This is a genomic window from Paraburkholderia sp. BL9I2N2, assembly GCF_004339745.1.
In the GTDB taxonomy this organism is placed as follows: Bacteria; Pseudomonadota; Gammaproteobacteria; order Burkholderiales; family Burkholderiaceae; genus Paraburkholderia.
This window is the reverse complement of the sequence record NZ_SMGP01000001.1, coordinates 3,328,190-3,352,678: the sequence shown is the minus strand read 5'-3', so window position 1 is coordinate 3,352,678 and position 24,489 is coordinate 3,328,190. Positions and strand designations below refer to the sequence as shown.

Sequence of the window (24,489 nt, the reverse complement as noted above, 5' to 3'; positions counted from 1 at the left end):
CATGAGCCTCGCGATCCGTTTCGACGACATCCGCAAAGACTTCGGGCCCGTGCGTGTGCTGCACGGCGTGAGCTTCGAGCTGGCGCCGGGGCGCATCTACGGTCTGCTGGGCGAGAACGGCGCCGGCAAATCCACGCTGATGAAAATCCTCGCCGGCTACGAAACCGCCACCTCGGGCACCTTGCTGGTCGATGGCCGCGCGCATCAGTTCATCGGTTCGCGCGACGCCGAAGCGCAAGGCATCGTGCTGATCCACCAGGAGTTCAATCTCGCCGAGCATCTGACGATCGCGCAGAACATGTATCTCGGTCATGAAAAAAAGCGCGGCTGGTTCGTCGACGACGCCGCGATGAATACCGAGGCCGCGCGTTTTCTTGCGCAAGTCGGTCTGGAAAAAGCGCCGGACAGGAAGGTGCGCGAATTGATCGTCGCGGAAAAGCAGATGGTGGAGATCGCCAAGGCGCTGTCGCGCCGCGCGCGGCTGCTCATCATGGACGAGCCGACGGCCACGCTCACGCCGTCCGAGACCGAACGCCTCTTCACGCTGATGGCCAAGCTCAAATCCGACGGCGTGACCATCATCTACATCTCGCACAAGCTGGACGAAGTGGAGCGCATCACCGACGAAGTGATCGTGATGCGCGACGGCCGCTTCGTCGCGCGCGGCGAAACCGCGGGACTCGCGCGGCAGCAGATGGCGAACCTGATGGTCGGGCGCGAGCTGTCGGACATGTTCCCCGAGAAGATCACCGTGTCCGCCGACGCGCCGCTCGCGTTGAAGGTGGAAGGGCTCGCCGTGCCGGATTGGGTGGAAGACCTGAGCTTCGACGTGCGCGCTGGCGAAGTGCTCGGCTTCGCGGGACTGGTGGGCGCGGGCCGCACCGAGGCGTTCGAAGCGATCATCGGTTTGCGCAAGCGCACGGCGGGCCGCATTGAAGTTGCCGGCCGTCCCGCCGATCTGAAAAGCCCGCGCGACGCAATGCGCCACGGCATCACGTATCTCAGCGAGGACCGCAAGGGCAAAGGCCTGCACGTGAACCTGAGCCTGCAGGACAACGTCACGCTGATGACGCTCGAACGTTACACGCATCCGTTGCTCGACATGAAAGCGGGACGCGCCGCGCTGACCAAAGCCGTGAGCGAATTCGGCATCCGCACCGGCGACCTGTCGAGCCGCGCGCGCATGCTATCCGGCGGCAATCAGCAGAAGCTCGCGCTCGCAAAGTTCCTGCAACCCGACCCGAACGTAATCGTGCTCGACGAGCCGACGCGCGGCGTCGATGTCGGCGCGAAACGCGACATCTATTTTCTGATTCATCGTCTCGCCGCGCAGGGCCGCGCGGTGATCGTCATTTCATCCGAACTGATCGAGCTGATCGGCCTGTGCCACCGCGTCGCCGTGATGCGCGCGGGACGCCTGCAAGCCACGCTCACGCTCGAACATCTGACCGAAGAGGAGTTGATCGCCCATGCGACCGGCACCCACTGAAGCCGTGCAATCCGGCCGCGCGTTGCGCTTCGCGCATCGACTGTATGCGCTCGGGCCGCTCGTCGGACTCATCGCGCTGTGCGTAATCGGCACGCTGCTCAACCGCGATTTCGCCACTCTCGACAACATGATGAACGTGCTCACGCGCACGTCGTTCATCGGGATCATCGCGGTCGGCATGACCTTCGTGATCATTTCGGGCGGCATCGATCTCTCGGTCGGCTCGATGGCGGCGCTGATCGCGGGCAGCATGATCTGGCTGATGAACGGACTCGCGGCGGGCGTCGGCGGACACTCGTTTCCGCCGCTGATGATTCTCACGCTCGGCATCGTGGGCGCGCTGGTGCTCGGCAGCCTGTTCGGCTGTGCGCACGGCTTGCTGATCACCAAAGGGCGCATCGAGCCATTCATCGTCACGCTCGGCACGCTGGGCATCTTTCGCGCGGTGCTCACCTGGCTCGCCGACGGCGGCGCGCTGACGCTCGATAACTCGTTATCCGATCTGTACGGCCCGGTGTATTACGCGAGCCTGTTCGGCGTGCCGGTGCCGATCTGGGTGTTCCTCGTGGTAGCGGCGGGCGGCGCGCTGATTCTCAACCGCACCGCGTTCGGCCGTCACGTGCAGGCGATCGGTTCGAATGAACAGGTCGCGCGTTATGCGGCGATTCGCGTCGATACCGTGAAGATCGTCACGTACGTGCTGCTCGGCATCTGCGTGGGCGTCGCCACCGTGTTGTACGTGCCGCGGCTCGGCTCGGCCACGCCGACGACCGGTTTGCTGTGGGAACTCGAGGCGATCGCCTCGGTGGTGGTCGGCGGCACCGCGCTCAAGGGCGGCGAAGGCCGCGTGATCGGCACGGTGATCGGCGCGATTCTGCTTTCGGTGATCGCGAACATTCTGAATCTGACCAGCATCATCAGCGTGTATCTGAACGCGGCGGTGCAGGGTGTGGTGATTATCTTCGTCGCGTTCGTACAACGTGGACGGCGGTAGCGGTGGCGCTTCAAATTGCGCTTCAAATTTGCAATCACGGTGAGTTGAAAATCGGGGCGCATGAACGCCTCACAAAAGGAGACACAACCATGAAGCAGGTCATTCGAGCGGTCGGCGCCGGCATGCTGGCGTTGGGGATACTGGGCACGGCGAATATTGCGCGTGCCGATGAAAAGGTCATATTGGGCGTTGCGATTCCGACAGCCGATCACGGCTTCACGGGCGGCATCGTCTGGTGGGCAAACAAGGCCAAGACTGATCTGGAGAAGGCGCATCCCGATCTGAAAGTGATCGTCAAGACCGCGGCCGGCGCGCCCGAACAGGCGAACCAGTTGCAGGATCTCGTGACGGTCAACAAGATCAATGCGCTCGTGATCTTCCCGTTCGAATCGGCCTCGCTCACTCAGCCGGTTGCGCAGGTGAAAAAGAAGGGCGTGTACGTGACGGTGGTGGATCGCGGCCTGACCGACACCAGCGCGCAGGATGCGTACGTGGCCGGTGACAACACCGCGTTCGGCAAGATTCCCGCCGAGTATCTGGCGAAAGCGCTCGACGGCAAGGGCGACATCGTTGCACTGCGAGGCATTCCGACGACGCTCGACAACGAACGCTGGACCGCGTTTACCGGAGTGCTGAAGGCGTATCCGAACATCAAGATCCTCGACGCCAAGTACGCGAACTGGAATCGTGACGACGCCTTCAAGGTCATGCAGGATTACCTGACGCGCTTCAAGCATATCGACGCCGTCTGGGCCGCGGACGACGACATGGCCGTCGGCGTGATCAAGGCGATCGAGCAGGCCAAGCGCACCGACATCAAGATCGTGTTCGGCGGCGCGGGGTCGAAGGGCATGGTGAAGAATGTGATGGACGGCGCACCGATGATCAAGGCCGACGTGTCGTACTCGCCGAAGTTCATCTACGACGCCATCAAGCTCACCGCCGAAGCGCGTCTGAAGGGCGAGAAGCTGCCGGCCACCACGATCATTCCGTCGGTGCTGATCACGAAGGAAAACGCGCAGCAGTTCTATTTCCCGGACTCGCCGTTCTGACCTGAGCATCCGCGGCGCGCCACCGGGCCTGAGCCGGACTTTCTGCGGCAGCGGCACGGCGAGCGCGCTCTCGTTCGAGGAACCGTACGATGAAAACCATCAAAGGGCCGGCGATCTTTCTCGCCCAGTTCATGGGCGACGAGGTGCCGTTCGACAACCTCGCGCATCTTGCCGAGTGGGCTGCGGGTCTTGGCTTCAAGGGGATTCAGGTGCCGTGCGACAGCCGCCTGATCGATCTCGAACAGGCGGCGGCGAGTCAGACGTATTGCGACGAGTTGCGCGAGGTCGCAGACGACGCGGGCGTGACGATCACCGAACTCTCGACGCATCTGCAAGGGCAACTCGTCGCCGTGCATCCGGCCTATGACACCTTGTTCGACGGCTTTGCCGCGCCGCATGTGCGAGGCGATCCGGCCGCGCGCACGCAGTGGGCGATCGACCAGATGAAGCTGGCGGCGAAGGCCTCGCAGCGTTTGGGATTGAGCACGCACGTGTCGTTTTCGGGGGCGCTGGCGTGGCCCTATTTGTACCCGTGGCCGCAGCGTCCGGCAGGTTTGGTCGAGGCTGCGTTCGATGAACTCGCGCGCCGCTGGACGCCCATTCTCGATGCGTTCGACGCCGCCGGCGTCGACGTGTGCTACGAACTGCATCCCGGTGAAGACCTGCACGACGGCGTGACCTTCGAGCGTTTTCTGGACGCGGTGAAGCAGCATGCGCGCGCCAACATCCTGTACGACCCGAGTCATTTCGTTTTGCAGCAGCTCGACTACCTTGCGTTCATCGACATTTATCACGAGCGCATCAAGGCGTTCCACGTGAAGGATGCGGAGTTTCGTCCGAGCGGCAAGCAAGGCGTGTATGGCGGCTACAGCGGCTGGGTCGAACGCGCGGGGCGCTTCAGATCGCTCGGCGATGGGCAGATCGATTTCGGCGCGATCTTCTCGAAGATGGCGCAGTACGATTTCCCCGGCTGGGCGGTGCTCGAATGGGAGTGCGCGCTGAAGCATCCACACGATGGCGCACGCGAAGGCGCGGAGTTCATTCGCCGGCACATCATCCGTGTGGCCGAGCATGCATTCGATGATTTCGCCGGCAGCGGCGTCGACGCCGCGCAGTTAAAGCGCGTGCTCGGCATCTGACGGCGAGCGATCGCAAAGGAGTGAGGGTGATGCCACAACGAAGGCTCAGGCTGGGCATGGTCGGCGGCGGACAGGGCGCGTTCATCGGCGCGGTGCATCGGATCGCGGCGCGGCTCGACGATCGTTTCGAACTGGTTGCGGGCGCGTTGTCGTCCGATCCGCAGCGCGCGCAAGCGAGTGCCGATGAGGCCGGGATTGCGCGCAGCTATGCGGACTGGCGCGAGATGGCGCGCGCCGAAGCCGCGCGCGACGACGGTATCGACGCGGTGGCGATCGTCACGCCGAATCATCTGCACGCGCCGGTCGCGACGGCGTTTCTCGAAGCCGGTATTCACATTGTGTGCGACAAGCCGCTGGCGATCTCGCTGGCGCAAGGCGAGGCGCTGGCGAAGCTGGCTCGCGAGAAGAACAGGTTGTTCGCATTGACGCATACGTACTCCGGCTATCCGCTGGTGCGTCATGCCCGCGAGTTGATCGAAAGCGGCGAGTTGGGCGAGATACGCGTCGTGCAGGTCGAATACGCGCAGGACTGGCTGGCGGAGCCGATCGAAACGAGCGGCACGAACAAGCAGGCAGGCTGGCGCACGGATCCCGCGTTAGCGGGTCCGGCAGGATGTCTCGGCGATATCGGCACGCATGCCTATCATCTTGCCGCGTTCGTCACAGGTATGACGCCACATGCGCTCGCGGCGGAAGTGCATACGTTCGTACCCGGGCGGCGCATCGACGATCATGTGCAGGCGATGCTGCGTTATCCGAATGGCGCGCGCGGCATGCTATGGGCGAGCCAGGTGGCGAGCGGCGCGGAAAACGCCTTGCGTTTGCGGGTGTATGGGACGAAAGCCAGTCTGACCTTCGATCAGGAGCATCCCAATGAATTGTGGTTCACACCATTGGGTGGTTCGGCTGTGCGCCTGACACGAGGGCGCGTGACGAGCGCGATTGCGGCCCATGCGACGCGGGTGCCGTCGGGACATCCTGAAGGCTATCTGGAAGCGTTTGCCCAGTTGTACAAGGACGCGGCGTTGCAGATCGAAGCGTTGAATGAAGGTCGCGCGTTGCCCGCCGAAAGCCTGTTGCTCACGACGGTGGAGGACGGTGTGGCGGGGCTGCGGTTTATCGACGCCATGCTCGCGAGTAGCGCGGCGGATGGGCAGTGGCGCGAGATTGCGCGTAGCGCTTGAGGCGGCTGTATGTCGTGGCGGGAAGAGTGGGATTCGCCGCGCCGCTCAACCGCCCTTGCTCTTCTTGAGTTGCTCTTCGAACGCGATATCGAGCTTGCTCGCTTTGCGTGGCTTCGGCGGCCCGAAAGCATCGACGAATTTGACGAAGTCGTCGAGCGGCAGCGGATCGGAGACCTTCTTGTCCGTGCCGCTCGATTTGTCGACCAGGTAGAACAGGCCGCCGGACAGGCTGATCGCGGCGAACTGCGGATTGCCGCTGCGGGTTTTCAACCGCTCGACGGCGTGGATGGCTCGGGTGGTGCGCATGATGGGGGATACGGCTAATTGAAGCTATCCACTTTAACAGTAATACGCCGCGCGCCTGACTGTCGGCGTTCGAACTGATCAGGAACCAGTAAGAAGGTTCACCCCGAACAAAACATCGGGAAGAACGACGAACGCCGAATGTGGGCGAGTTGGCTTACTGGCTCAAATAAACGAACTTGCCGTTCTTGATAGTGCCCATCACGCTCGCGCGCTGATCCAGCCCCACGTGATCCTTCGGGCTCGTGTTGACCACGCCGTTCGGCACGACCAACTCATGCGCATGCTCCAGTTCGTCACGCAGCGCGGCTCGGAAGGCCGGCGTGCCCGGCTGCGCCGTCTTCAGCGCGCGCGCCACGGCGTCCTGCAAGCGCGGGTACACGCCGGCTGCATCGCCCGCGAACTGCGTCACGCTGCCCGCGCCGTACTTCGCTTCATATTCGTTCGTAAAGGCGAGCGCCGCCTTCTTCGCCGGATGATCGGCCGGCAGCGTGCGCGCCACCACGACCGGCTGGGTCGGGAACAGCGTGCCTTCCACGTCCTTGCCGCCCAGCTTGATGAACTCCGGCGTGGCGATACCGTGCGTCTGGTAGATCGGGCCTTTGAAGCCGCGCTCGATCAGCGTGCGCTGCGGCAACACGGTCGGCGTGCCGGCGCCGGCGATCAGGATCGCGTCGGGCTTGGCGGCCATCAGCTTCAGAATCTGGCCGGTGACGCTCGCGTCGGTGCGGTTATACCGCTCGGTGGCGACCAGTTGAATATGGCGCAGCGCCGCGAACTTGCTGAATTCGTTGAGCCAGCTTTCGCCGTAGCCGTCCGCGAAACCGATGAAGCCCACCGTCTTCACGTTGTGGTTCGACATGTAGCGCGTCATCACGTCGGCCATTGCGCTGTCGGTCTGCGCCATTTTGTAGGCCCACACCTTCTTGCCTTCCTGCGGCTCGACCACGCTGGCCGAGCCAATCAGCGTGATCATCGGCGTCTGGCTCTCGGCGACCGGATCGAGCGCGGCCATTGCGGCCGGCGTGATGTTCGGGCCGACGATCACGTCCACGTGGTCTTCGTTGATCAGCTTGCGGATATTGCGCACGGCGGCGCCGGGGTCGGAGGCGTCGTCGAGGAAGATGTAGTCGGCTTTCTGGCCGGCGATCGTGGCGGGCCACATCAGCATCGCGTTCTTGCTGGTGATGCCGATCACGGCCGCGGGGCCGGTGCTCGACAGATCGATGCCGACCTTGATGTCGGCGTGTGCAGCGGTGGCGAGCAGGAGCGCGCCAAAACCAAAAGCGGCGAGGCCGCTGAATTTTTTCTTATACGACGTCATCGAGAGGTCTCCGTAGCAAGAAGCGATGGTGATATCAAAGTTCGTAGGTTTCGTGTTCGCCCTTGAGCGCCTGTTCGATCAGCTTGCGGTTCATGCTCGGCGACAGCAGTTCGACGAGCGTATACACATAGCTGCGCAAATAGGCGCCCTGTTTCAGCGCGACCCGCGTCACGTTGCTGCCGAACAGGTGGCCGACCGGCATGGCGCGCAAATGGCGGTCGCGCTCGGCGTTGAACGCGATATCCGCCATGATGCCGACGCCCAGGCCCAATTCCACATAGGTCTTGATCACATCGGCGTCGATCGCTTCCAGCACGATGTCCGGATGCAGCCCGCGCAGGCGGAACGCCTCGTTGATCTTGGTGCGGCCGGCGAACGCGTTGTCGTAAGTGATCAGCGGATACTGGGTCAGATCATCCAGCGACAAAAGTTTGCGGTCGAGCAGCGGATGATCCGGTTGCATCACCGCGACGTGGTGCCACTGGAAGCACGGCAGCGAAACCAGTTCCTTATAGTTGGAGATCGCCTCGGTGGCGATGCAGAGGTCGGCCTGATCGTGCAGCACCATTTCGGCGACCTGGGTCGGGCTGCCTTGCAGAATCGAAAGGTGAACCTTGGGAAAGCGCTTCTTGAATTCGGCGATGGCCGCCGGCAGCGAGTAGCGCGCCTGCGTGTGGGTGGCGGCGATCACCAGATTGCCCTGATCCTGCGCCGCGTAATCTTTACCGACCCGCTTCAGGCTCTCAACCTCCTGCAGAATCTTCTCGACCGACTGCAGAATGATGCGTCCCGGCTCGGTCAGCGAGCGCACGCGCTTGCCGTGTCGTGTGAAGATTTCCACGCCCAGCTCGTCTTCCAGCTCGATGATCGCCTTGGAAACGCCCGGCTGGCTTGTAAACAGGGCTTTGGCCGCTTCCGTCAGGTTGAAGTTCTGCCGCACAGCCTCGCGGACGAAGCGGAATTGGTGCAGGTTCATATATAACCTCTCCGCATATCAAAAGAATTTTTTAGTCGTTTGAAATATAAGGCGAGTTTATTACGATCTGTCCATCTTTTTCAATATGGATATCTGTATTTGTCATAAGCAAATGAGCGATGGGTCTAAACGTTCATAAGCGGATGGTGACAAAGGGAGGTATCCAAGGCGCGGCGAAACCGGGTGGCCGGCCCCCGGTTCGCCGTGTATCACTGCAAAAAAATTGGGGTCCCCGAATGTACCAATACGATCAGTACGACCAGACCATCGTCGATGAACGGGTCGCGCAGTACGCCGATCAGGTTCGCCGCCGCTTGTCGGGCGAATTGAGCGAAGAGGAGTTTCGTCCGCTGCGCCTGCAGAACGGCCTGTACTACCAGCGCCACGCGTACATGCACCGCATTGCGATTCCGTACGGCAACCTGCGTAGCGACCAGATGCGCGTGCTCGCACAGATCGCGCGTGAACACGACCGCGGCTACGGCCATTTCTCGACGCGCTCGAACATCCAGTACAACTGGATCAAGCTCGAAGAAACGCCGGAAATTCTGCGCAAGCTCGCGGCAGTGCAGATGCACGGCATTCAGACCTCGGGCAACTGTATCCGCAACATCACGGCCGACCAGTTCGCCGGCGTGGCGCCGGATGAAGTGGTCGATCCGCGTCCGTGGGCTGAAATCCTGCGTCAATGGTCGACGTTCCACCCGGAATTCGCGTGGCTGCCGCGCAAGTTCAAGATCGCCGTGTCGGGTTCGAAGGAAGACCGCGCTGCCGTGCAGATTCACGACATGGGCGTGTATCTGAGGAAGAACGAGCAGGGCGAGCTGGTGGCCGATATTCTGGCCGGCGGCGGCATGGGCCGTACGCCGATCATCGGCGCGATCATCCGCAAAGATTTGCCTTGGCAACATCTGCTGACGTACTGCGAAGCCGTGCTGCGCGTGTACAACCGCTACGGCCGCCGCGACAACATGTACAAGGCGCGCATCAAGATTCTCGTGAAGGCGTTGAGCCCGGAGAAATTCTCGGCGCAAGTCGAAGAAGAATGGCAACACTTGAAGGACGGTCCTTCGACGCTCACGCAAGCCGAAGTTGATCGCGTGTCGCAGTACTTCCAGCCGCCGGTGTACGAAAAGCTCGCCGACACGGACGCTTCGTTCGAAAAGCATCTGCTGGAAAACCGTGCGTTCGCCCGTTGGGTCGAGCGCAACGTGCGTCCGCATAAGGTGTCGGGCTATTCGTCGGTCACCTTGTCTTTGAAGCCGACCACGATCGCTCCCGGCGACGCGACGGATGCGCAGATGGAAGCGGTCGCCGATTGGGCCGACGAGTACTCGCTCGGCGAAATCCGCGTATCGCACGAACAGAACCTGATCCTCGCGAACGTGAAGAAGCGCGACCTGTTCGCGCTGTGGGAAAAGGCCAAGGCGCAAGGTTTCGCGACGCCGAATATCGGCTTGCTGACCGACATCATCGCGTGCCCGGGCGGCGACTTCTGCTCGCTGGCGAATGCGAAGTCGATTCCGATCGCGCTGGCCATTCAGGAACGCTTTCAACGATCTGGACTACGTGTACGACCTCGGCGACGTATCGCTGAACATCTCGGGCTGTATCAACGCGTGCGGTCACCACCACGTCGGCAACATCGGCATTCTGGGCGTCGATAAGGACGGCTCGGAGTGGTATCAGGTGACACTCGGCGGCGAGCAGGGCACGGGCGCCACCGGCGCGCATCTCGGCCGCGTGATCGGCCCGTCGTTCTCGGCGGAAGAAATGCCGGACGTGATGAGCAAGGTGATCGATACGTTCGTGGAAAACCGCCACGAAGGCGAGCGCTTCATCGAAACGTACAACCGCATCGGCATCACCCCGTTCAAGGAACGTGTGTACGCCTCGCGTCAACCGGCTCACGCGTAACCGCGAAAAGGTACTGAACAGATGGCTTCTATCATCAAGAATCGCGCGATCGTCAACGATGACTGGACGGTCGTGCGCCCGGCGGAAGATGGCTCGCTGCCCGCGGTGAACGAATTGCCCGCAGGCAAGGTGCTGGTGCCGCTCGCGTTGTGGCAGGCTTCCCGCGACGCATTGATCGCTTCGCGCGGTGCCGCTGAAATCGGCGTGTGGCTCGCGGCGGATAGCGAACCGGCGGATATCGTCGCCGACTTCGACAAGATCGCGCTGATCGGCGTGGACTTCCCGGTGTTCCGCGACGGCCGCGGCTATAGCATCGGCCGCCTGCTGCGCGAGCGTTATGGCTACAAGGGCGAACTGCGCGCGATCGGCGACGTGCTGCGCGATCAACTCGCGTTCATGTTCCGTTGCGGCTTCGACGCATACGCGTTGCGCGCCGACAAAGACTTCGACGACGCGCTCAAGGCCTTCGACGAATTCAGCTTCAACTATCAGGGCGCGGTGAACTCGTCGCCGCTGTTCCGCCGCCGTGAAGCGGGCGAACTGGCCAAGGCATCGGCATGAGCGAAGTTCAAGCCCTCACGCCGGAACTTGCTGCGAAGGTCGAGCGCCTCGATGCGCTGCTCGATTCGATCGCCACGCGCCACGAGAATGTGAAGCTCGCCAGCAGCCTCGCGGCGGAAGACATGCTGCTCACGCATGCGATCCTCTCGCGTGGCGTGAAGATCGGCATCTTCTCGCTGAACACCGGCCGTTTGCATGCGGAAACGCTGGGCATGCTCGATCGCGTGAAAGAACGTTACGGCTATGACATCGAACAGTTTCATCCGCAAGCTGCCGCGGTCGACGAATACATCGGCTCGCATGGTCTGAACGCGTTCTATGAAAGCGTCGATCTGCGCAAGCGCTGCTGCGAAATCCGCAAGGTCGAACCGTTGAATCGCGCGCTGTCGGATGTCAGCGCATGGGTCACGGGCCAGCGTCGCGAGCAGTCGGTGACGCGTGCCGAACTGCATGCGGAAGAGCATGACGCCGCACGCAACATCGCCAAGTTCAATCCGCTGACCGACTGGACCGAGGCCGAAGTGTGGGCTTACCTGAAAGCGTTCGACGTGCCGGTCAATCCGCTGCATGCGCGCGGCTATCCGAGCATCGGCTGCGAGCCTTGTACGCGCGCCGTGCGTCCCGGTGAAGATAGCCGGGCAGGGCGCTGGTGGTGGGAGTCGCGCGATACTAAGGAATGCGGACTGCACATCACGACGATTACGCCGATCGCGATGGACCGCAGCGCAAACGCCCAGGCCTGAAGGTTGAGTGAGCGGGCCTTGGTTTTTAGCCCGAACGCCGCACATACCGATTTGAATACCTCCGCGACGCGAGCAACCGCTTGCGACGCGAACCAACGAAGGACCCAAACATGAGCACCACGCTCGATTCCACTGTGAACGCACCGCTCGCCAACACGGCAAACCGTATGGATCACCTCGACTGGCTCGAAGCCGAGTCGATTCACATCCTGCGCGAACTGGTCGCCGAATGCAGCAAGCCCGCGCTGCTGTTTTCGGGCGGCAAGGATTCGGTCGTGGTGCTGCACCTCGCGCTGAAGGCCTTCGGTATCGGCGCGAATCGCAAGACCGTGCTGCCGTTCCCGCTCGTGCATATCGACACGGGCCACAACTACGAAGAAGTGATCGACTTCCGCGATCGTCGTGCGGAAGAGATCGGTGCTGAACTGGTGGTCGGTCATGTGGAAGATTCGATCAAGCGCGGCACGGTGCGTCTGCGTCGTGAAACGGATTCGCGCAACGCCGCGCAAGCCGTGACGCTGCTCGAAACCATCGAACAGTACGGCTATACCGCGCTGATCGGCGGCGCGCGCCGCGATGAAGAAAAGGCCCGTGCGAAGGAACGGATCTTCTCGTTCCGCGACGAGTTCGGCCAATGGGATCCGAAGGCACAGCGCCCGGAACTGTGGAGCCTGTATAACGCGCGTCTGCATAACGGCGAACACCTGCGCGTGTTCCCGATCTCGAACTGGACCGAACTCGACGTGTGGCAGTACATCGCTCGCGAACAGCTCGAACTGCCGTCGATCTATTACGCGCATCAACGCGAGATCGTGCGCCGCAATGGCTTGCTCGTGCCGGTTACGCCGATCACGCCGATGCGTGAAGGCGAAACCAGCGAAACGGCGCTGGTACGTTTCCGCACCGTGGGCGATATCAGCTGCACGTGCCCGGTGGAAAGCGATGCGGATGATCTGGAGAAGATCATCGCCGAAACGGCCGTGACCGAAATCACGGAACGCGGCGCGACGCGGATGGACGATCAGGTCTCCGAAGCCGCGATGGAACAGCGTAAGAAGCAAGGTTATTTCTAAGCACACGGACGAGGGTAAAGCAATCATGAGCGGTATTCACCAACCAGAAGACCTCGGCGTGCTGCGTTTCATCACTGCGGGCAGCGTCGACGACGGCAAGAGCACGTTGATCGGCCGCCTGCTGTACGACAGCAAGGCTGTCTTGAGCGATCAGCTCTCGGCACTGTCGCGCGCGAAGAATAAGCGTACCGTCGGCGACGAAATCGATCTGTCGCTGCTGACGGACGGCCTCGAAGCCGAACGCGAGCAAGGCATCACGATCGACGTGGCGTACCGTTACTTCGCTACCGCGAAGCGCAAGTTCATCATCGCCGACACGCCGGGCCACGAGCAGTACACGCGCAACATGGTGACGGGCGCGTCGACCGCGCACGCGGCGATTATTCTCGTCGACGCAACGCGTGTGACGTTTGTGGATGGCGTCGCGCAACTGCTGCCGCAAACCAAGCGTCATAGCGCGATCGTCAAGCTGCTGGGTTTGCAGCACGCGATCGTCGCGATCAACAAGATGGACCTGGTCGATTACAGCGAGCAGCGTTTCAATGAGATTCGTGACGCGTATGTCGAACTTGCGCGTCAACTGGGCTTGAGCGATGTGCGCTTCGTGCCGGTGTCGGCACTCAAGGGCGACAACATCGTGACGGCGAGCGAAAGCATGCCGTGGTACGCGGGCGAGCCGCTGCTCGACCTGCTCGAAGCGTTGCCGGTCGAAGTGCCGACGGGCCAGGCGTTGCGTTTCCCGGTGCAGTGGGTGGCGCGTCAGGACGGCAGCCAGGCTGATGACTTCCGCGGCTACATGGGCCGTGTCGAAGCCGGCGAAGTGAAGCTCGGCGATACGATCGTTGTATTGCCGGCCAATCGCGAAGCCACGGTTGCCGAAATCATCGCGCCGGTGCCCGGCGGCACGGCTGCGGTGGATCGCGCATTTGCTGGTCAAACGGTGACGATCCGTTTGGCGGAAGACGTCGACGTGTCGCGCGGCGATACGTTCGTGCTGCGTGAAGCGGCGCCGGAGCCGGCGAAGAAGCTGGAAGCCGACCTGTGCTGGTTCGACGACACGCCGCTGTCGACGCAACGCAAGTATCTGTTGAAGCAGACCACCAACACGGTGTTCGCGCGCATCGGTGCGATCAAGGAAGTGCTCGACGTGCATACGTTGTCGCAAGCGACCGATCGCAAGGACCTGGCGATGAACGATATCGGCCGCGTGGCGCTGACGTTGCAGAAGCCGCTGGTGTGCGATGTGTATGACTCGCATCAGGGTACGGGTGCGTTCGTGCTGATCGATGAAGCGACGCATCATACTGTTGCGGCGGGGATGATTCGGGCGTTTTCGGCTTAAATACTTGGCACGTCATTGAGTCGTGCTGGCGACCTAACGGACAGGTTTAGGCAAATGGGTAAGGTTTATCTGATCGGCGCAGGGCCGGGTGCTGCGGACCTGATTACGGTGCGTGGCGCGCGGCTGCTCGGTTTGGCCGATGTCGTGCTGCATGATGCGCTGGTGGAGCCGGCTATGTTGGACTATGCGCCTTCGCGTGCGCGGCGGATTGCTGTTGGCAAACGCTGCGGGCAGCTGTCGACGGCGCAGCAGTTCATCAATAAGCAGATTGTGGATGCTGCTCTGGAGCATCAGGTTGTCGTGCGGCTCAAGGGTGGGGATCCGATGTTGTTCGGCCGCGCTGATGAGGAGATGCGGGCTTTGGAGGCCGCTGGCATCGAGTATGAGGTCGTGCCTGGGATTACTGCTGCGCTGGCCAGTGCGGCTTCTTTGAAGCGGTCTTTGACGCTTCGCGGTGTGTCGCGCAGTGTGGCGTTGGCTACTTTTAGTCGGGCGCCTGGATCTGATGAGATTCGCGAGCAGGTTAATGCGGATTCTCTTGTGTTCTATATGGGCCGGGATAGTGGGGTTGAGATTGCGCAGCAATTGATCGATGCTGGGCGGTCGGTTGCCACGCCCGTCGCAATTGTTGAGGCTTGTTCTACTGCTCGTGAGCGCATGCTTTCTCTTACTCTCGAAGAGTTGGCCGCTGGCGGCGCACAGAGGTGGGTTGATGCTTCGCAGCCTAGTTTGCTTATGATTGGGGAGGCTTTCGCTGCACGGCCCGTTAGCGTGGTTCGATCCGCAGATGGGATGTTGGTCGCGGCTTGAGGTTCTTGGTTTTTTGCTCTGCGGTTGTTGGTTGTTGGTCTTAAGGTATTGGCCTTTCCTTGATTTGTTTGTGGTCTATTAGCGTTGCCCCTGTGCGGGGCGGCACTTACTTCTCTTTGCCGCCGCAAAGAGAAGTAAGCAAGAGAAAGCGGCTCGAACCGCTAGCTTATAAGTGGGTCCCCCGCGCAGTCGCGGTAGTGGTACATCTGGAATCTGTGCTCTCGCACATTCCGCTTTCGCGACAAGGCAGTCATTCTTCCGGCAGCGCTGCGCGCGCCGTCGCGGTCGTTCTGCAAACAATCGCTTGGTTTTTTCTTCGCCGACATTTCCGCGGCGTTCTAATTTTGCGTGTCACGGACCCGCTTAAGAGCACAAATCTAAAGCAATCATACCTGCCGCAGACAATACTCCGCGACAGCGTCCAACACAGCGTCATCCTCACCCACAGCACCAGCACACTTAATAAGAGCAGAGGGATGCAATGCCTGGCATCGCTCGATAATTAAAGGCAAATCCTTCCTCACATGCCCCCCTTGCCCAAAAAACACAGGCACAACGGTAACCACATCACAGCCTTGAGCGACAAGATCTCCCACAGCTGTAGGCAAATCCGGCTCCATCAATTCAAGAAATGCCAACGCCACAGGCCGAGCGCCGAAAGAAGCGTCCCGCAACTTGATAGCCAGCCTCTCAAATGGCTCCCGCCACCGCACATCCCTCGCGCCATGCCCAAACAAGACAATCCCATGCATAGCCATGACGCACGCCCCTAGTGACGATCAACCCACTTCAACCCAACCAACCCAAGCACGAGATAAACCAACCCTGGCGTAGCCGCGGTCAAAGGAGCGGGCCAGGTATTCAACGTCCCGATATGCGAGAACAAGGTGTTGAACAACTGAAAACTCATCCCCAGCATGATCCCGCCGAAAACCTTCATCCCAACAACACCAGCCCGCGTATGCAAATAGGCAAACGGCAACGACAAAACCAGCATCACAAACACCGCAAACGGATAAAGCAGCTTGCGCCACAACGCAATTTCATACCGCTGCGTATCCTGATGATTCTCGGTCAAATGCTGGATATACCGGAACAGATTGAACATCGACATCCGATCCGGCGACACCAGCAGCACCGACAGAATCTGCGGCGTCAATTCAGAGCGCAGCGAATACTCCGGCACAGTGACTTCCTTCGCCCGATACACCGGATCCAGCGCATCGGCGGGCGTACCCGGAGGAGGGGGCACATCGATCAATTGCGTATCGGTCACGCCGGTCAACTGCCAATGACCCGGCGGCTGATACTTGCCGCTCTTCGCGGTCCGCACATTCGAGAGCCGGAACTTCGAATCGAATTCGTAGATGCGCACATTGCTGATCGTCGCATCCGGCTTCAACTCGCCGACGTTCACAAAGCGCGTCACCTGCTCGCCGTCCGCGCGTGCCGTGAGCGTATCTTTCACCCACACACCGGACTCGAAATTGCTCGACACAGAAGACCCCAGCGCCTCGAGCCGCACGCGCTCCGACAATTGATCCGTGTACGGCCCAACCACTTCGCCGATCAAATAAGTCAGCAAAACAAGCGGAATGCCGATCTTCAACAGTGAACGCAACGCCTGATTCGTAGCGAGCCCGGATACACGGAAGATCGTGTACTCGGAATTCGCCGCCATTTGCGCGAACACATAGATCGCGCTGATCAGCGCCGCGACCGGAATGATCTCGTAGAAGCGCGAAGGCGTTTGCAACGCAACCCGCAGCACGGCGTACTGGAACTTGTAATTACCGTGCCCGACCGAATTGAGTTCGTTGATCAGGTCGAAGAAGAAGAACAAACCCGAAAACGCAAACAGAATAAAGATGAACGTGAGGTAGACCTGACGCGCGAAATACTTTTCATAGATGCGCATCGGTCAGGCTCCCTGCGAACGGCTGAACATCGCGCGCGTGATGAGCGGCCGGTTGCGCACGCGCAGCCAGAAAATAAACGCGACGATCGCCGCGACGATCACGTGCAGACCCACCAGCCCGACCGGGAACGACATCTTGCCTTGCTCGATCCACGACTGCACCACGTTCAATAAATTCGAATACGTCAGATAGATGAGCACCGCCATCACCAGATTGATGGTGCGACTGCGCCGCGGGTTCTGATGCGCGAGCGGAATGGCCAGCAGCATCAGATTGATCGCGATGAGCGGCAGCCCGGCACGCCAGGCGAATTCGGCGAGATTGTCGTTGGTCGGATTGCGCAGCAGCGTGAGCGTGGGTGTGCCGGTGGTGGTCGGCGTATTGACGACCGGCTGACTCTGGATTTTCACGCCATAGCGCTCGAACTCCATGATGCGGAAATCCGGCTGGCCCGGCTGCCCGTCGTAACGGCGACCGTTTTCCAGCACGACGAAACGATCACCGTTCTTACGCGTCTCGGTATGGCCGGTTTTCGACACGACCACGTTGACCTTGCCGTTTTCCGTGCTGGTCACGAACACGTTTTCGACGCGCGCCTGGTCGGGCGACATCTTCTCGATGAAGAACACACGGTGGCTGGTGGCCGATTCGCGGAATTGACCCGGCGCGAGCAGCGAGACCTCGTCGCGCTGCTGGAAGCGCGCGCGGATCAGCTTGCTCTGCTGATTCGACCACGGCCAGCCAACAAACACGAAGAACATGATGAGGATGATGATCGGCGTGGCAAAAATGCCGATCGGCTTGATGAATTGGGTCAGACTGACACCCGAGGACAGCCACACGACCATCTCGGAGTCTTTGTACCAACGGGTCAGGACGAACAGGATCGACACGAACAGGGTCGCGACGAGCATGATCGCCAGGTAGCCGATCACGGTCAGGCCGATCAGGACCAGCACGTCGCGCGGGTCGATCTCGCCCGAGGCTGCGAAGCCGACGATGCGGATCATCATCGTCGTCAGCACGAGCGTGAGGAGAACCATGAACACGGCACCAGCCGTATACGCGAGTTCGCGCTGGAGGGAGCGTTCGAAGATCATTATTGATGATGAGAGGGGGCGCTCTCAGTGGCGCACGGGTTGCTTCCCGTCACACCTCCGGTGCAGCCGCCGCAGGAAAAATAGCGGATAATTGCGGCTTTCATCCTAAGCCCAGATTTTATCCGAGGACAAGCGCGATGGACTTTAGCATAAAAGCCTGTGATTGGACCAAAGGCTCGTCAAACGGTTTCCTGACTGGGAAATCCGATTGCATCGTAATCGGCGTGTTCGAGTCGCAAACCCTGTCGGGCGCGGCTCTCGAGATCGACGAGGCCACCCGCGGCCTGCTGAACCGCATCATCAAGGCCGGCGACATGGACGGCAAGGCCGGCACCACGCTGTTCCTGCACGAAGTGTCGGGCATCGGCGCCTCCCGCGTGCTGCTGGTCGGCCTCGGCAAGCAGGACGCTTTCAACCAGAAAGCCTACGGCGAAGCCGTGCGGGCCGCCTGGCGCGCGCTGCTCTCCACCAAGATCGTCCAGGTCACCTTCACGCTGGCGCAGCTGCCGATCCTCGAACGAACGGCCGATTGGGGCGTGCGCGCCGCAATCCTCGCGCTGCGCGAACTGACCTACAAGTTCACGCAGATGAAGAGCAAGCCGGACAATTCGGCGCGCGCCTTGAAGCGCATCGTCTTCAGCGTCAACACGGGCGACGAGAAGACCGCCAAGCTGGCCGCGAAGCAGGGCGCCGCGCTCGCCAACGGCATGGACCTGACGCGCGACCTCGGCAATCTGCCGAGCAATGTCTGCACGCCCACCTACCTCGCCAACACCGCCAAGAAGCTCGCCAAAGACTGGAAGCTGAAGGTCGAAGTGCTGGGCGAAAAGCAGTGCGAAGCGCTCAAGATGGGCTCGTTCCTGTCGGTCACGGCTGGCTCGGTCGAACCGGCGCAGTTCATCGTGCTGCAGTACCAGGGCGGTGCCGCGAAAGCCGCGCCGGTGGTGCTGGTCGGCAAGGGCGTGACCTTCGACACGGGCGGCATTTCGCTGAAGCCGGGCGAAGGCATGGACGAGATGAAGTACGACATGTGCGGCGCCGGTTCGGTGCTGGGCACGTTGCGCGCCGTCGCCGAAATGGGCTTGAAAATCAATGTGGTCGGCATCATTCCGGCGGTCGAGAACATGCCGTCGGCCACGGCCACCAAGCCGGGCGACATCGTCACCAGCATGAAGGGCCTGACGATCGAAGTGCTCAACACGGACGCGGAAGGCCGCCTGATCCTGTGCGACGCACTGACCTACGCCGAGCGCTTCAAGCCCGCTGCGGTGATCGACATCGCCACGCTCACGGGCGCTTGCATCATCGCGCTGGGCCACCACAACAGCGGCCTGTTCTCGAAAGACGACGCGCTGGCGGGCGAGCTGCTCGACGCATCGCGTGAAGCGTCCGACCCGGCCTGGCGTCTGCCGCTCGACGACGAGTATCAGGACCAGCTCAAGTCGAACTTCGCGGATATGGCCAACATCGGCGGCCGTCCGGCGGGCAGCGTGACGGCGGCGTGCTTCCTGTCGCGCTTCACCGACGCCTATCCGTGGGCGCACTTGGACATCGCGGGTACGGCATGGAAGAGCGGTGCGGCGAAGGGCGCCACCGGCCGTCCGGTGCCGTTGCTCGCACAGTTCCTCATCGACAGGGCCGCGGACGGTCGCGCCGCACAATGACGCAATGCAGTAAAGACGCAGGCGCGGCTGCAATCGCAGACGCAAAGCGGAGCCGCCGATGACGAGAATCGACTTTCACTCGAACGTCGGCGATTCGCTGCTGTATGCGTGCCGCCTGATCCGCAAGGCGTATCAGGCGGGCCAGCCGACCATCGTGCTGGCCGAGCCGGCGCGCCTGAAGGCCTTCGACGAACAGTTGTGGACCTTCTCGCCGCTCGACTTCGTGCCGCACTGCATGGCGGGCACGCCGCTCGCCGCGCAAACGCCGATCGTGCTGGCTTCCAGCCTCGACGATGTGCCGCATCATCAGGTGCTGCTCAATCTGGGCGCCGCGGTGCCGGCGCAATTCGCGCGCTTCGAGAGGTTGCTGGAAGTGGTCGGTAACGCACACGAGGAACTCGCCGCGGGCCGCGAACGCTATCGCTTCTATCGCGATCGCGGCTATGCTTTGAACAACTACAAGCAAGGCAGCTAGGTCCTATTCGGTCCGCGTCGCCTGTGTCTGATCTCAGGCATCCGGCGTGCACGCGGGCTGCTTCAGCTTCGACTCAAACACGGAGAGCGCACGTGTCCGATCCCAATGACGATTCCATCCCGGTTCTGCACGAGGTTCTCGTGCAGGGTCATTCTGTGCCGGCGCGGCATGCTTCGAGCGATGCGGCCGAACTCGATGGCCCGCGCGAACCCAGCTTCAAGGCAGAGCCCGTCCTTGCGCCGCAGCCGGTGCTGACGCCCGAGCAGGTGAGGTCGCCCGAGCCGGTGCTCGCGGCGGAGCCGTTGCGGGCACAGGAACCGACTCTCGCACCGCAGCCGCGTACGCCGCAAGATGCCGTACACGCGCCGCAGCCGGCGCATCCGGCCGACCATCATCATCATTCGAAAAAGCGCTCCCGGGCGCACCACGTCGCAGAGCCGCGGCATGCGCATGACGACGCGCACGCGCCGTCGGCGGGCGTATTCGATCGGGCGGAGCCGATCACGCCGCTCGAGGCGGGCTCGACCGTACCGCCGGATATCGCGCGCGATGGCGCCGTCGAGCCGCCACTGGATCTGGATCTGGATGTCGACGTCATCGCCGAACGTCTGCGCAGACGCGTCGCCGGTTTCCTGGCGGGCGACGGGCGCAGCGTGATCGAGGAACGCTGCCGCGAGACCTTGCAGGCGCACACGGGCTGGCTCATCGACCAGATCACGCGCGAAGTGGCGCTGACGCTAGAGAATGAGATGACAAGCTGGGTGCGGGAAGCGGTGCTGGAAGAGATCGCGCGGCGCGCCTCGGGCAGCGCGTGATCGTGTGAGGTGAGGCGCGGGCGCGCTGAGTGGCGCACCTGCTGCGTGCCGTTCAGCTTAAGCCCTGGCGCCGTGATTCGACCATCTACCGGGGGCTGAGTGCGCTGGGAGCGTAGCCGGCGCGCGGCGCCTTTCGCGAGGTGCTCGCTATCATTTGAGCGTCAACACCCAACTTGCCAGCGTAGCCGCTTGGTCAGGCGTGAGCTGCGTGTTCGCAGGCATCGGCACCGGACCCCACACACCCGTGCTGCCGTCCAGAATCTTGTGCTGCAGATAAGTGGCGGCGTCTTCACGACCGGCATATTTCGCCGCGACATCATGCAGCGCCGGTCCCATGAAGGAACGCGTGACCGAGTGGCAACTCATGCAGTTCTGCTGCTGGGCGAGCGCGAGGCCAGCGGCCTCGGCATTCGCCGCCGGACTGCCGGCACTCAACGCGGCGCCCAGCGCGACGGCGGCTGCAAGCGCTGTGTGCGACTTTGATCTCATTCTGGTCTCCGTCGGTGCAAGTGCCCGACTCGTGGTGCCAGCATTATAAAAGGAAAGGGGCGCACGGTTTTCCGTGCACCCCTTTCGCTTTTACGTAGTCTTACGCGTGCTTGCACGGCTGTCGTCGCGCCTCCGGATCACGGACGTTCACCGGCCAGCCGTCGCCGTCGCTTAGCCCGTTATCGCGCCCTTGTTGGCCGGCTGCGCCAGTGCGAAGTACTTTGCCATCACGCCGCGCGTGTAACGCGGCTTCGGCTGTTGCCATGCGGCGCGGCGGCGCTCCAGCTCGGCGTCGTCGATGTTCAGTTGCAACAGCAGCTTGTGCGCGTCGATGGTGATCGAGTCGCCTTCCTGCACGAACGCGATCGTGCCCCCCACGAAGGCTTCCGGCGCGACGTGGCCGACCACCATGCCCCACGTGCCGCCCGAGAAGCGCCCGTCGGTGATCAGGCCGACGCTCTCGCCGAGGCCCTTGCCGATGATCGCCGAGGTCGGCGCGAGCATCTCCGGCATGCCGGGGCCGCCTTTCGGGCCGAGGTAGCGCAGCACGACGACGTCGCCGGCCACGATCTTGTCGGCCAGAATCGCTTCCAGCGCGCTTTGCTCGTCGTCGAACACGCGGGCCGGGCCGGTGATGACCGGGTTCTTCAGGCCGGTGATCTTGGCGACCGCGCCATCGACGGCCAGATTGCCTTTCAGGATCGCGAGGTGGCCTTCCTTGTAGAGCGCCTTGTCGATCGGGAAAATCACCTGCTGATCGGCGCGCGGCTTTCCCGGCACGTCCTTCAGCTCTTCCGCGATGGTCTTGCCGGTGATCGTGATGCAATCGCCGTGCAGCAGGCCCGCGTCGAGCAGGATCTTCATGACCTGGGGGATGCCGCCGGCCTTGTGCAGATCGGTCGCCACGAACTGGCCCGAGGGCTTCAGGTTGCAGATCACCGGCACCTTCTTGCGCATGCGCTCGAAGTCCTCGATGCTCCATTCCACTTCAGCCGCGTGCGCGATCGCGAGGAAGTGCAGCACGGCGTTGGTCGAGCCGCCGGTGGCCATGATCACGGCCACGGCGTTTTCGATCGACTTCTTCGTGACGATGTCGCGCGGCTTCAGATCCTTCCTGACCGCTTCGACCAGCACACGCGCCGACTCAGCCGCCGAGTCGACCTTTTCCTGGTCCGGATTGGCCATCGTCGACGAATACATCAGCGACATGCCGAGTGCCTCGAACGACGAGCTCATGGTGTTGGCGGTGTACATGCCGCCGCACGAACCCGTGGACGGGCACGCGTTCTGTTCGATCCCTTCGAAATCTTCCTGCGACATCCGCCCCGCCGTGAATTCGCCGACGGCTTCGAACGACGACACGATGGTCAGGTCGGTGCCTTTCCAGTTACCCGGACGGATCGTGCCGCCGTACACGTAGATGCTCGGCACGTTGGTGCGCAGCATGCCGATCATGCCGCCCGGCATGTTCTTGTCGCAGCCGCCGATCACGACCACGCCGTCCATCCACTGCCCTTGCACGCAGGTCTCGATGCAGTCGGAGATGACTTCGCGCGACACCAGCGAGTACTTCATGCCTTCGGTGCCCATCGACATGCCGTCCGAGATCGTCGGCGTGCCGAAGATCTGCGGATTCGCGTCGGAGCCCTTGATCGCGGCGACGGCGGCGTCGGCGAGACGCTGCAGGCCGGCGTTACACGGCGTGATGGTCGAGTGGCCGTTGGCGATGCCGATCATCGGTTTGTCGAAGTCGGCCTTTTCGTAGCCGAGCGCGTAGTACATCGAGCGATTCGGCGAACGCGCCACGCCTTGCGTGATGTTCTTCGAACGACGGTTGTATGCCATGGGAACTCCAGTCTGTTTTGTTTTGATCCGCGCTGCGGGTTCTTGCCTCGCCGGCGTGGGCTGCCGGCGGCATCCGTCCAGTGTAGTCCGACGCGTCGCGCAAGGATGCAGTTTTGCGATGCGCGTGTCCAATGTATTATTCGGGCTTCATTAGGTCGTAAAATGTATCAGTCATGCTGCCTGCCATTCCCGATCTGCGCCAGTTGCGCTATTTCGCTACCGTCGCCGAAGAAAAGCATTTCGGACGCGCGGCCGTGCGTCTGTCCATGACGCAGCCGCCGTTGTCGCAAGCCATCCGGGCGCTCGAAGAGACGCTCGGCGTCGAATTGTTCGCGCGCACCAAGCGTTCGGTCGAACTCACGTCGGTGGGCGCCGATCTGTTGCCCGAGGTGCAGCGTCTGCTGGCGAGCGCCGAGGGCCTGCGGCCGCTCGCGCAGAGCCTCGCGCGCGGCGAGGCGGGCGTGTTGTCGCTGGCTTTCGTTTCCACCGCGGACTACGGCCTGCTACCGCTGTTGCTGCGCGATTTCGGCGCGCGCCATCCGCGTGTGCGGCTGGAATTGACCGAAGCCACCAGCGACGTGCAGGTGGACGAACTGGTGGCCGGGCGCATCGACGCGGGTCTCGTGATCGCGCCGCTGCCGCCCCGCCACGCCACCCAGCTCTCGTGGCTGCCGATCGCGCGCGAGCCGCTGGTGATCGCCATGTCGACGGACATGGCGGCGCGCGTGGCGAGCGTCAGCGGCGACGATGCCGACCCGCGCGCCGAATGGCTGGACACACCGATCAGCCTGCGCGACGTCGCCGACGCACCGCTCGTGGTCTTCCCAAGACGTCTGGCGCCAGGCTTTTATGACATCATTATGGATTGCTACGGCGTGGCGGGCCTCGCGCCCCGGGTCGGCCAGGAAGCGATCCAGATGCAAACGATCGTAAGCCTCGTGTCGGCCGGCATGGGTGTCGCACTGGTGCCGCAATCGTTGCGTAATCTGCGCCGCACCGGCGTCGTCTACCGGCCGCTTTCCGAGTCGGTGCCCGCGATCGAGACGGGCCTCGTGTGGCGGACCGCGGAGGTGAGCCCGGTGCTGGCGGGCTTCATCGACATCGTGCGGGCGCATGCGTCGACCGTCGAGGCGCAGCCATCCGCCGCGCCGCGCAATTAGACGCGTCCTCGCGAACGCATTGCCGGCCGGACCGTCCAATGCATGCACCGCAAGGTGCGGGCAGCGCCGCCCACCCAGATAAAACCTGCTTCTGAACCTGAACTGCCCATAACAA

22 protein-coding genes and 1 pseudogene are annotated in these 24,489 nt (G+C 62.3%); 15 read left to right on the top strand and 8 right to left on the bottom strand.

The genetic code is table 11. The features are described from left to right. Position 1 precedes the first annotated feature (1 nt). The 5 genes from B0G74_RS15505 (at position 2) to B0G74_RS15485 (ending at position 5,858) form a co-directional block, all read left to right on the top strand. Positions 2–1,489, top strand: a complete 1,488-nt coding sequence (locus B0G74_RS15505) for a sugar ABC transporter ATP-binding protein (protein ID WP_132375764.1) — start codon at positions 2–4, stop codon at positions 1,487–1,489. Further along, positions 1,470–2,483, top strand: coding sequence for an ABC transporter permease (locus B0G74_RS15500; RefSeq protein WP_132375762.1), 1,014 nt, complete (start codon positions 1,470–1,472; stop codon positions 2,481–2,483). The genes B0G74_RS15505 and B0G74_RS15500 overlap by 20 nt, the downstream gene beginning before the upstream one ends. 89 nt (positions 2,484–2,572) lie before the next feature. Continuing rightward, on the top strand, positions 2,573–3,535 hold the full coding sequence (locus tag B0G74_RS15495; RefSeq protein WP_132375760.1) for a substrate-binding domain-containing protein: 963 nt from the start codon (positions 2,573–2,575) through the stop codon (positions 3,533–3,535). 89 nt (positions 3,536–3,624) lie between these two features. Continuing rightward, positions 3,625–4,674: a sugar phosphate isomerase/epimerase gene (locus B0G74_RS15490; RefSeq protein ID WP_132375758.1), complete on the top strand. Its 1,050-nt coding sequence runs from the start codon at positions 3,625–3,627 to the stop codon at positions 4,672–4,674. 29 nt (positions 4,675–4,703) lie between these two features. Further along, positions 4,704–5,858, top strand: a complete 1,155-nt coding sequence (locus B0G74_RS15485) for a Gfo/Idh/MocA family oxidoreductase (protein WP_132375756.1) — start codon at positions 4,704–4,706, stop codon at positions 5,856–5,858. 45 nt (positions 5,859–5,903) lie between these two features. On the opposite strand, the gene B0G74_RS15480 is transcribed toward B0G74_RS15485, so the two are convergent. The 3 genes from B0G74_RS15480 to B0G74_RS15470 form a co-directional block, all read right to left on the bottom strand. Continuing rightward, complete coding sequence (locus tag B0G74_RS15480) at positions 5,904–6,164, bottom strand: hypothetical protein (protein ID WP_132375755.1); 261 nt, start codon at positions 6,162–6,164, stop codon at positions 5,904–5,906. 154 nt (positions 6,165–6,318) lie between these two features. After that, a complete protein-coding gene (locus B0G74_RS15475) occupies positions 6,319–7,485 on the bottom strand; it encodes an ABC transporter substrate-binding protein (protein WP_132375754.1) in 1,167 nt (388 codons plus the stop codon). Between the two features lie 34 nt (positions 7,486–7,519). Continuing rightward, the gene (locus B0G74_RS15470; RefSeq protein WP_132375752.1) at positions 7,520–8,461 is read right to left on the bottom strand and encodes a CysB family HTH-type transcriptional regulator; all 942 of its coding nucleotides are present in this window, start codon (positions 8,459–8,461) and stop codon (positions 7,520–7,522) included. Positions 8,462–8,697: 236 nt separating this feature from the next. Here B0G74_RS15470 and B0G74_RS15465 point away from each other — a divergent pair. From B0G74_RS15465 to cobA, 6 genes and pseudogenes are all read left to right on the top strand, one after another. Further along, a pseudogene (locus B0G74_RS15465) lies at positions 8,698–10,378 on the top strand (nitrite/sulfite reductase). A gap of 21 nt (positions 10,379–10,399) precedes the next feature. Beyond that, a complete protein-coding gene (locus B0G74_RS15460) occupies positions 10,400–10,939 on the top strand; it encodes a DUF934 domain-containing protein (protein ID WP_132375751.1) in 540 nt (179 codons plus the stop codon). Continuing rightward, positions 10,936–11,682 (top strand): phosphoadenylyl-sulfate reductase, encoded by a 747-nt coding sequence (locus tag B0G74_RS15455; protein WP_132375749.1) that lies wholly within the window; start codon positions 10,936–10,938, stop codon positions 11,680–11,682. Before B0G74_RS15460 ends, B0G74_RS15455 begins: the two co-directional genes overlap by 4 nt. Before the next feature lie 110 nt (positions 11,683–11,792). Beyond that, on the top strand, positions 11,793–12,755 hold the full coding sequence (gene cysD / locus B0G74_RS15450; protein ID WP_132375747.1) for a sulfate adenylyltransferase subunit CysD: 963 nt from the start codon (positions 11,793–11,795) through the stop codon (positions 12,753–12,755). A gap of 25 nt (positions 12,756–12,780) precedes the next feature. Continuing rightward, positions 12,781–14,097 (top strand): GTP-binding protein, encoded by a 1,317-nt coding sequence (locus B0G74_RS15445; RefSeq protein WP_132375745.1) that lies wholly within the window; start codon positions 12,781–12,783, stop codon positions 14,095–14,097. A gap of 54 nt (positions 14,098–14,151) precedes the next feature. Further along, a complete protein-coding gene (gene cobA / locus B0G74_RS15440) occupies positions 14,152–14,907 on the top strand; it encodes a uroporphyrinogen-III C-methyltransferase (RefSeq protein ID WP_132375743.1) in 756 nt (251 codons plus the stop codon). Positions 14,908–15,293: 386 nt separating this feature from the next. Here the strand turns inward: cobA and B0G74_RS15435 are convergent, their stop codons facing one another. The 3 genes from B0G74_RS15435 to lptF are packed head-to-tail and all read right to left on the bottom strand — an operon-like array spanning position 15,294 to position 17,926. Continuing rightward, positions 15,294–15,665 (bottom strand): CbiX/SirB N-terminal domain-containing protein, encoded by a 372-nt coding sequence (locus B0G74_RS15435; protein ID WP_132375741.1) that lies wholly within the window; start codon positions 15,663–15,665, stop codon positions 15,294–15,296. Positions 15,666–15,676: 11 nt separating this feature from the next. Next, positions 15,677–16,825 (bottom strand): LPS export ABC transporter permease LptG, encoded by a 1,149-nt coding sequence (gene lptG / locus B0G74_RS15430; RefSeq protein ID WP_132375739.1) that lies wholly within the window; start codon positions 16,823–16,825, stop codon positions 15,677–15,679. A 3-nt stretch (positions 16,826–16,828) separates the two neighbouring features. Then, positions 16,829–17,926 carry an LPS export ABC transporter permease LptF gene (gene lptF, locus B0G74_RS15425; protein WP_132375737.1) on the bottom strand — a complete coding sequence of 366 codons (1,098 nt, stop codon included), beginning with the start codon at positions 17,924–17,926 and terminating at the stop codon, positions 16,829–16,831. A 137-nt stretch (positions 17,927–18,063) separates the two neighbouring features. Here lptF and B0G74_RS15420 point away from each other — a divergent pair, with 137 nt between their 5' ends. The 3 genes from B0G74_RS15420 (at position 18,064) to B0G74_RS15410 (ending at position 20,880) form a co-directional block, all read left to right on the top strand. Then, entirely contained in the window at positions 18,064–19,590 is a 1,527-nt protein-coding gene (locus B0G74_RS15420; RefSeq protein WP_132375735.1) for a leucyl aminopeptidase, read from the top strand. 58 nt (positions 19,591–19,648) lie between these two features. Next, on the top strand, positions 19,649–20,065 hold the full coding sequence (locus B0G74_RS15415; RefSeq protein ID WP_132375733.1) for a DNA polymerase III subunit chi: 417 nt from the start codon (positions 19,649–19,651) through the stop codon (positions 20,063–20,065). Between the two features lie 92 nt (positions 20,066–20,157). Continuing rightward, entirely contained in the window at positions 20,158–20,880 is a 723-nt protein-coding gene (locus B0G74_RS15410) for a DUF2486 family protein (RefSeq protein WP_132375731.1), read from the top strand. 150 nt (positions 20,881–21,030) lie between these two features. On the opposite strand, the gene B0G74_RS15400 is transcribed toward B0G74_RS15410, so the two are convergent. Both B0G74_RS15400 and ilvD read right to left on the bottom strand, forming a co-directional pair. Further along, a complete protein-coding gene (locus B0G74_RS15400) occupies positions 21,031–21,369 on the bottom strand; it encodes a c-type cytochrome (protein WP_132375729.1) in 339 nt (112 codons plus the stop codon). A gap of 171 nt (positions 21,370–21,540) precedes the next feature. Continuing rightward, a complete protein-coding gene (gene ilvD, locus B0G74_RS15395; protein WP_132375728.1) occupies positions 21,541–23,214 on the bottom strand; it encodes a dihydroxy-acid dehydratase in 1,674 nt (557 codons plus the stop codon). A 173-nt stretch (positions 23,215–23,387) separates the two neighbouring features. Here ilvD and B0G74_RS15390 point away from each other — a divergent pair, with 173 nt between their 5' ends. Beyond that, positions 23,388–24,374: a LysR family transcriptional regulator gene (locus tag B0G74_RS15390; RefSeq protein WP_132375726.1), complete on the top strand. Its 987-nt coding sequence runs from the start codon at positions 23,388–23,390 to the stop codon at positions 24,372–24,374. Positions 24,375–24,489: the final 115 nt, after the last annotated feature.